Here is a 4830-nt window from a genome sequence, read left to right as displayed (position 1 = left end):
AGACGACACGGTCTCGGCCAACGAGAAGCTCGGGTTCCCGCCCGACATCCGGGATTACGGTGTCGGCTGCCAGATCCTCCGGGACCTGGGCGTCCGAAAGATGCGGCTCATGACGAACAATCCATCGAAGTACGTCGCGATCGACGGCTACGGTCTCTCGATCGTCGAGCGGGTCCCCCTCGAGGTGCGCCCCACCGAGAAGACGAAGCGCTACCTCGAGGCGAAGAAGAACAAGATGGGGCACCTGCTGAAAATGGTTTGACCGCGCGTCTCCCGCGCGGTCAAACCATCCTGAGCTCGTGAGAGCGAAGGATCTCTTACGGACCGCGCGTCTCCCGCGGCGACCTTCATTCCCGGTACCATCTCTCCAGCCTGTTCGGCGCAATCCCGGCAAAATACCCCGCGAGCACTCGCGCGTTGCGCAGCACCTGGCGGGCCGCGCGGCCGCGGTATCGCCGGGCGGAGGCGGCGCAGGGCGCGTCGAGCACGGTGAAGCCGCGCGCGCGCCGGAGCCGCCGGACGAAATCGAGATCGTCGCAGACCGGGAGGTCGCGGAAGCCGCCCGCATCGGCGTAAGCGCCGCGCGTGCAAAAGATCCCCTGGTCGCCGAACGGCAGCTTGAGCCAGCGCGTGCGAAGGTTCGCGCACGCGGCGATCCACCGCAGCGCGGGCGTCGATTCCCGATAGGCGAGCCGGAAGCATCCGGCGGCGGCGCCGCCTTCGACGGCCGCCTCGATGCGGGCGCGCGCGTCTCCGGGAGGCCGCGAGTCCCCGTGCAGGAAGAAGAGCACGTCGCCGGCGGCGGCGCGGGCCCCCGCGTCGAGCCGGGCCCCGCGGGACGTCCCCGGCAGCTCGAGCACGCGCGCCGGAAAACGGCCGGGCAGCGCCGGCCCGAGGCCGCCGTCGACCACGACGATCTCGAAATCGGCCGAGACGGGCGTGAAATTCTCCCACCATCCGGCGGGCTCGCCGCGGATCGGGATCACGAGAGAGATCACGGCGGGATCGTAGCAGCCGCGCCGGGATCGCTTCCGGGACTTCGGAGGATGCTGGTACGATCAGCGTCGGGTCCCGTCCGTCGGAGGTCGATATGAAGCTCGCCGTCTTCGCCATCGGGCTGTCTCTCGCGGTCGTCGCGGCCGGGCCGAAGACGCCGCCGGCCGGCGCGGCGCCGAAAGAGGCCTCGGGCGCCCCGGCGGCCAAACCGGCGGCCCCGGCCGGACCGCTCGTCGAGCGCGGGCGCTACCTCGTGCACGACGTGGCGCTGTGCATCCAGTGCCATTCGCCGCGCGACGAAGCCGGGCGGCTGATCGAGACGAAGCTCCTCACGGGGGCGCCCATTCCGTTCAATTCTCCGTATCCCGGCCAGCCGTGGGCCTACCAGGCCCCGAACATCCGCGGGATGATCGGGTACACGGAAGGGGAGGGCGTGCGCCTCCTCACGGAAGGCATCACCCGCGGCGGAACCCCGCCGCGCCCCCCCATGCAGCAGTTCCACATGAGCCCGGAGGACGCGCGCGCGGTCGTCGCGTACCTGAAGTCGCTTCACTGATCCGGCCGGCGCGGGTCCCCGGAGTGACGGGGGTGATCCTCGCCGGGGGACGGTCGCGCCGGATGGGGCGCGACAAGGCGTGGATTCCCGTCGAGGGGCGGCCGCTCGTCCTGTTCCAGGCCGGCCGGCTCTCCGCCGTCTTCGACGAGGTCGTCGTCTCCGCCAAGACCCGTGACCGCTTCTCGGCGGAAGGATTGCGCGTCGTGACCGACCCCGAGACGGAGTTCGCGCCGATCTTCGGGATCCGCGCCGCGCTCGCCGAGCTCGGCGGCCCCGTGTTCGTGCTGGCGGTCGACCTGCCGCGCTTTCCGCCCGCGCTCGCGGCCGCGCTCGCGCGCGAGCTCGTCGAGAAGGCGCTGCCGTGCGTAGTCCCGTCGGCCGAAGGGAGGATCCAGGCGCTCTGCGCGGCGTATGCCCCGTCGATCCTCCCGGAGCTCGACGCGCGGATCGCGGCGGGACGCCTCGCCATTCGGGAGCTTGTGGCAGAATGCGGGGGAGCGGTCCGGGACGAGACCTTCTGGCGCCGATGGGGCGGCCCGGAAAGCTTCGAGAACTGGAACCGTCCCGAAGACCATGAAACCGTCCCTGACGCTTAGGGTCTTCCGGCTCGCGGTCCGGGACCTGCTCCGCAGGAAAGGGGAGACGAAGATGCTGAAAGCCGGCGATCCGGCGCCCGATTTCGCCGTGAAGACCCACCGGGGAGAGACGGTGAAACTCTCCGACCAGCGGGGAAAGACGATCGTCCTCTGGTTCTACCCCAAGGCCGACACCCCCGGTTGAACGCTCGAGGGTTGCGGGTTCCGCGACCTCTATCCGGAGTTCCAGAAGAAGAACGCGGAGATCTGGGGCATCTCGTTCGACACCCCCGAAGAGAACGACGCGTTTGCGAAGAAGTTCGACTATCCGTTTCCGCTGCTGTGCGACATGGACCGGAAGATCGGGCTGACCTACGGCGCCGCGGACTCGCCGCAGGCGGGTTTCGCGAAACGGATCACGTACGTGATCGGCCCCGACGGGACGATCGTGCAGGCCTGGCCGCAGGTCGAACCGAAGAGCCACCCCAGGGCGATCCTCGACAGCCTCTGACGAAGGGTTAGACGCGGACGATGCATCGAGCGATACGAGCGCGTGCCACCCGCGCTCGCCCTAGACGTACGCCCCGGTACGCCTTCGGGCGGCGCGGCCTGCCCGCATCCCGTCTCCCTCGCGCCTCGCCGCGTCTTGGGACGATCCCTGACCGAAACGGTATAGATCACGCGAGATAGTCCACCCGAAAATGAAAACGCCCCGGGTTTTCCGGGGCGCCGTCAGCGGAATGAAGGGCGATGTGACTACGAGAGCTCCGCCATGATCGCGTCGAGCGCCGCCTTCGGCGGGCGGGTCTTCGACTCGGGGAGTGTGGCGAGCGGCTCGTCCACCATGTTGAGCTGGGTGAGGAAATCGGGCGTCGTCTCGTTGATGTAGATGAGTCCGGTGAGGAACTCCTGCTTCTCGCGCGCTTCGATCAGGAGCTCCACCGCCTTGCCACGGTCCGTCGGATCGAAGTCGGCGCGCAGGGCCTTGAGGCGCAGCTTCGACCCGTCGTGCATCTCGACTTCCTGCGTCTCGCCGGGCTTCTGTTCCACGGTCACGTCCTCGAAGTACGGGACGAAGCCGATCTCCTGGATCGCCTCCTCGTGGTCCTTCGACCACTTGTACGACTTCGTCGACCCTTCGTGATTGTTGAACGTGACGCACGGAGAGATGACGTCGATGAGTGAGGTACCGCGATGAGCGATCGCCGCTTTCAGCAGCGCGCCGAGCTGCTTCATGTCGCCCGAGAAGGATCGCGCGACGAACGAGCACCCGAGCTCGATCGCGAGGCCGCAGAGATCGATCGCCGGGAGGTCGTTGACGACGCCGTTCTTGAGCTTCGAGCCGAGGTCGGCGGTGGCCGAGAACTGACCCTTCGTCAGGCCGTACACGCCGTTGTTCTCGACGACATAGATCATCGGGATGTTCCGGCGAAGGAGGTGGACGAACTGGCCGGCGCCGATCGACGCGGTGTCGCCGTCGCCCGAGACCCCGATCGCCAGCAGCGTGCGGTTGGCGAGCATCACGCCCGAGCCGACGGCCGGCATGCGGCCGTGGACCGCGTTGAACCCGTGGCCGCGCTCGACGAAATAGGCGGTCGTCTTCGAAGAGCAGCCGATGCCGGAGAGCTTGGCGACGCGATAGGGATCGACTCCCATCTCGTAGAAGGCCTGCGTGATCTGTTTCGTGATCACGTCGTGTCCGCACCCGATGCAGAGCGTGGACTTGAGCCCGCCGTATTCCTTCACGGTCAGGCCGAGGCGGTTGGTCGCGGGGGCTTTCGGTTCCGTCACGCTGCTCACAGCTTCACCTCTCCGAGCTCGACGCCTTCCACGACGGTCTGGGCGTCGAGAGGCAGTCCGTTGTAGTGGAGGATCGAGCGCAGGCGGCCGCTGTCGGCGCCGAGCTCGATCGTCAGCAGGCTCTTCATCTGCGCGTCGCGGTTCTGCTCGACCACGTAGACCCGCTCGTGGGAGCGGACCCAGTCGAGGACCTCGGGCGCGAAGGGGAGCGAGCGCAGGCGCAGGTAGTCGGTCTCGATCCCTTCGGCCCGGAGCACGTCGCGGGCCTCGATGACGCCCCAGTGAGAGGAGCCGAAGGCGAGGATGCCGACGGGGGCCTTGCCGCCGCCGGAGAGCGCCGGGGCGGGCGCGAGCGTCCGCGCGGTGTCGTGCTTGCGCGCGAGGCGGTCCATGATCGCGACGTAGTCCTCGGGGCGCTCGGAATAGGTCGCCCGGTCGGTGTGCCCGGAGCCGCGCGTGAAGTACGCGGCCAGCGGATGGTTCGTGCCGGGGAGCGTCCGGTACGGGATGCCGTCGCCGTCGACGTCGCGGTAGCGGGCGAAGCCGCCGCGCTCCTCGATCGCCTTCGCGTCGAGGACCTTCCCCCGCGAGATCGGCCGGTCCGGATACGGGAACGGATCGCTCACCCAGTTGTTCATGCCGAGGTCGAGGTCGCTCATCACGAAGACGGGGGTCTGGAGCTTCTCGGCGAGCTCGAAGGCGTCGATCGCCATCGAGTAGCACTCGGTCATCGAGCACGGGAAAAGGAGAACGTGGCTCTTGTCGCCGTGCGAGAGGTAGTAGGTCGAGAGGACGTCCCCCTGCATCGTGCGCGTCGGGAGCCCCGTGGAGGGGCCGACCCGCTGGATGTCGAAGATGACGGCGGGGATCTCGGTGTAGTAGCCGAGGCCCACGAACTCGGCC

At 68.5% G+C, this 4830-nt stretch carries 7 protein-coding genes; 4 read left to right on the top strand and 3 right to left on the bottom strand.

What is annotated here, in order from left to right; translation table 11 throughout:
- Positions 1 to 262: bifunctional 3,4-dihydroxy-2-butanone-4-phosphate synthase/GTP cyclohydrolase II (locus VKH46_13870; protein ID HKB71930.1), on the top strand; the 262-nt coding region annotated here is incomplete at its 5' end.
- 85 nt (positions 263 to 347) lie between these two features.
- Here VKH46_13870 and VKH46_13865 read toward each other — a convergent pair.
- Positions 348 to 998, bottom strand: a complete 651-nt coding sequence (locus tag VKH46_13865) for a hypothetical protein (protein HKB71929.1) — start codon at positions 996 to 998, stop codon at positions 348 to 350.
- A 92-nt stretch (positions 999 to 1090) separates the two neighbouring features.
- Between VKH46_13865 and VKH46_13860 the strand changes: the two genes are divergently transcribed.
- From VKH46_13860 to VKH46_13850, 3 genes are read left to right on the top strand one after another with little or no spacing between them, the layout of a single operon-like run.
- Positions 1091 to 1552: a c-type cytochrome gene (locus VKH46_13860; GenBank protein HKB71928.1), complete on the top strand. Its 462-nt coding sequence runs from the start codon at positions 1091 to 1093 to the stop codon at positions 1550 to 1552.
- A 23-nt stretch (positions 1553 to 1575) separates the two neighbouring features.
- Positions 1576 to 2148, top strand: coding sequence for a molybdenum cofactor guanylyltransferase (locus VKH46_13855; GenBank protein HKB71927.1), 573 nt, complete (start codon positions 1576 to 1578; stop codon positions 2146 to 2148).
- The gene (locus tag VKH46_13850; GenBank protein HKB71926.1) at positions 2126 to 2638 is read left to right on the top strand and encodes a peroxiredoxin; all 513 of its coding nucleotides are present in this window, start codon (positions 2126 to 2128) and stop codon (positions 2636 to 2638) included. Before VKH46_13855 ends, VKH46_13850 begins: the two co-directional genes overlap by 23 nt.
- 245 nt (positions 2639 to 2883) lie before the next feature.
- Here the strand turns inward: VKH46_13850 and VKH46_13845 are convergent, their stop codons facing one another.
- Both VKH46_13845 and VKH46_13840 read right to left on the bottom strand, forming a co-directional pair.
- A complete protein-coding gene (locus VKH46_13845) occupies positions 2884 to 3927 on the bottom strand; it encodes a 2-oxoacid:ferredoxin oxidoreductase subunit beta (protein ID HKB71925.1) in 1044 nt (347 codons plus the stop codon).
- Positions 3924 to 4830 (bottom strand): 2-oxoacid:acceptor oxidoreductase subunit alpha (locus VKH46_13840; GenBank protein HKB71924.1); only part of this gene is annotated, 907 nt, incomplete at its 5' end. The genes VKH46_13845 and VKH46_13840, both read right to left, overlap by 4 nt.

The sequence above is a fragment of the Thermoanaerobaculia bacterium genome (genome assembly GCA_035260525.1).
Classification (GTDB): Bacteria; Acidobacteriota; Thermoanaerobaculia; order UBA5066; family DATFVB01; genus DATFVB01.
This window is presented reverse-complemented; position numbering and strand designations above follow the sequence as displayed.